We start from the raw sequence: 2,819 nt of genomic DNA, 5'->3' as shown, positions 1-2,819 counted from the left end.
GCGAAAGCACGAGAAATAGCTAAGGCCAAGGAAGAAGCAAAAGCCCGAGAAGCAATAAAGGCAAAAGAAGAGTCTAAAAATAACACGCAGTCCGCTAAACGTGAATTAACAGTGGTGGCGACAGCATATACTGCTGATCCAAGTGAAAATGGTACATATGGTGGACGCGTTTTAACTGCGATGGGGCATGATTTAACGGCTAATCCGAATATGAGAATTATCGCAGTTGACCCGAAAGTAATTCCTTTAGGATCTAAAGTATGGGTAGAAGGTTATGGAGAAGCAATCGCTGGAGATACCGGAAGTGCAATTAAAGGTAATCGCATTGATGTTTTAATGGGCTCAAAAAGTAAAGCTATGGATTGGGGAAGACAAACTGTTAAAGTGAAAATTTTATAACAAATCTAGAATATAACATAATGAAAATAAGACCGACATATTCTGTCGGTCTTATTTTCGTACCATAATATCATTAAGAATCACATCAAATATATCTTTCTGCGTGAAGTGATCTGTAAAAATAGTTTCCCTAGCAACTTCAATTGTATCGTGCGGATTATACCATTTTTCTAAGGAATCCTCACCAAATTCATGCTTTTTTTCCCTTGTGTTATGTCGTCGAATCGTTTCTTTTAACGATAAATCAAAGTAATATGTATACGCGTTTCCTTCAAAAAAATGTATTAATTCTTTCAGCATATCACCATATCTTCGACTGTTTAAAATACCTTCTAAAATAACAAGTTCACATTTTTCTTTTCCATACTTTGTAATTTCACATAGTAAATCATGTGATAAATTCCCCATCGTATCGTGTACTCTAAGCATATCTCTACGTACAACATCTTGTGATACTAAAAGTGTCCCTTGTCCGAAATATTCTTGTAGTTGCTTTGCGATTGTTGTTTTACCACTTGCGGAGTTTCCTCTAAGAATGATTAATGTTGATTTATGTATAGGATTAGACATAGTGAATTCCCCCAGCATGAATGATTATATAGAAAATTTTAACAAATTAAACGTAGAAAGTGTATAATTAATAAGGATGCAAATAAAAAAGGTGGGGGTTAAATGGAAGGTAAATTAAATAGGGCGCAGCCGATTTGGAAACGGACATGGTTTCGCTATCTAGGGGCATTTATAATTTTACAATTACTGTTTATTATTTGTGAAGTAACTGCATGGGCACCAAACTTTAGACCTGACGGAGAATTTTTTAATAGAGTATTAAATTCTCAATTTTTCACAGAATGGTTCACGCCATATAAAATCCCTCAATTTAATGTGTTTACAGCATTTTTTGCGATTACATTGTTACCATACGCATTAATAGGTGCAATGAAAGATTTCACAAAAAGGAAAAATATAAATAATTAAAAAGAGGTATTATATGCTATTTCAAAAAGATAATGTATCGGTTCGGTACGTAAAAGAAGAGGATGCACCAATCATTTCAAAATGGTTAACAGAACCAGAAGTCCTGCAATATTACGAAGGACGAGATAATCCCCAATCAGTAGATATGGTACTGGATCATTTCATACATAATCCAAACAGTCATGAAAAAAGATGTTTAATAGAGTTTGATGATGTGCCAATTGGTTATATTCAAATGTATCCAGTTGATTCGGAGTGGAAAACATTATATGGCTATGAAGAATCGCAACATGTATGGGGAATGGATCAATTTATTGGAGAACCGACTTATTGGGGAAAAGGCATTGGAACGAAACTCGTTCAGACAGCAATTACATATATTATGGAGAACACGGGAGCAGAAGCCATTGCAATGGACCCGAAAGTAAATAATGAACGTGCAATAAAGTGTTATGAAAAATGTGGATTTAAAAAGGTAAAGGTTTTAAAAGAACATGAACTGCATGAAGGGGTATTAGAAGATTGTTGGATGATGGAATATAAACAAAGGGAGCTGCGCGAAATGAAAAAAGCATTAATCGTAATCGATGTGCAAGCAGGTATGTATACAGCAGGAATGCCAGTACATAATGGGGAAAAGTTTTTAGAAATATTGCAAGAGCTTATTGGAGAATGCCGTTCAAATGATATTCCGGTAATTTATGTGCAACATAATGGACCGAAAGATCATCCGTTAGAAAAGGGTACAGAGGGGTGGAAGATTCATAAGGCAATCGCTCCACTAGAAGGGGATTGTGTTGTTGAAAAAACGACCCCAGATTCATTCCACAAGACGGACCTAAAAGAAGTATTGCAAGACAAGGGAATCGATCATGTTATCATTTCAGGAATGCAAACGCAGTATTGTGTGGATACGACAACTCGCAGGGCGTTTAGTGAAGGGTATAAAGTAACGTTAGTGAGCGATGCACATAGTACGTTTGATACAGAGGTGTTACGTGCTGAAGACATTGTGAAGCATCATAACGTAGTGTTTGGAGCGTTTGCTGATGTCATTACATTAAAAGATTTGAAAGAAACTGTCTCTAAATAAGAGGCAGTTTTTTATCTGACTTTAATGGGCAGTAAGACCCCCACCTCAAAATGCAGCGAAAGCAAAGAGGTTAGTTGGGGGATCAACTGTCCATAAAAGTCCGATTGGTTCAACTAATAATCAGTGGGGGATGAAGAAAACCCCCACTGATTAAAGTTTCACTTTATTAGAGGAAATCATGTCAAATAGTGTCGGTAAGTCGACATCTTTTGTCGAAACGTCGATATATTTGAAAAAACGTTGATATAATTTCACGTACCATAATAAAAACATAAAAAAGGAGCCCCACATAATTAAAAAGGGCGCTCCTACATCAAAATATTACTTCTTCTTATCTTTATCCAATATA

General features: G+C 35.8%; 4 protein-coding genes and 1 pseudogene. 4 read left to right on the top strand and 1 reads right to left on the bottom strand.

Features of this window, described 5'->3' with window-relative positions; all coding sequences use genetic code 11:
• On the top strand, positions 1-399 hold a 399-nt coding region (locus MR083_RS26370), incomplete at its 5' end, for a 3D domain-containing protein (RefSeq protein WP_242270080.1).
• Positions 400-450: 51 nt separating this feature from the next.
• On the opposite strand, the gene MR083_RS26365 is transcribed toward MR083_RS26370, so the two are convergent.
• Positions 451-969: a kinase gene (locus MR083_RS26365; protein ID WP_000070086.1), complete on the bottom strand. Its 519-nt coding sequence runs from the start codon at positions 967-969 to the stop codon at positions 451-453.
• A 102-nt stretch (positions 970-1,071) separates the two neighbouring features.
• Between MR083_RS26365 and MR083_RS26360 the strand changes: the two genes are divergently transcribed.
• The 3 genes and pseudogenes from MR083_RS26360 to MR083_RS26350 all read left to right on the top strand — a co-directional run bounded on the left by MR083_RS26360 (position 1,072) and on the right by MR083_RS26350 (position 2,470).
• Positions 1,072-1,377 (top strand): YfzA family protein, encoded by a 306-nt coding sequence (locus MR083_RS26360; RefSeq protein WP_000398604.1) that lies wholly within the window; start codon positions 1,072-1,074, stop codon positions 1,375-1,377.
• A gap of 13 nt (positions 1,378-1,390) precedes the next feature.
• Positions 1,391-1,924, top strand: a pseudogene (locus MR083_RS26355) (GNAT family N-acetyltransferase); the annotation flags it as partial.
• A gap of 15 nt (positions 1,925-1,939) precedes the next feature.
• Positions 1,940-2,470, top strand: a complete 531-nt coding sequence (locus MR083_RS26350) for a cysteine hydrolase family protein (RefSeq protein WP_041184760.1) — start codon at positions 1,940-1,942, stop codon at positions 2,468-2,470.
• Positions 2,471-2,819: the final 349 nt, after the last annotated feature.

This window comes from Bacillus cereus group sp. BfR-BA-01408 (assembly GCF_022663305.1).
In the GTDB taxonomy this organism is placed as follows: Bacteria; Bacillota; Bacilli; order Bacillales; family Bacillaceae_G; genus Bacillus_A; species Bacillus_A pacificus.
The sequence above is the reverse complement of the archived record's forward strand: the minus strand, read 5'-3'. Positions and strand labels throughout refer to the sequence as shown.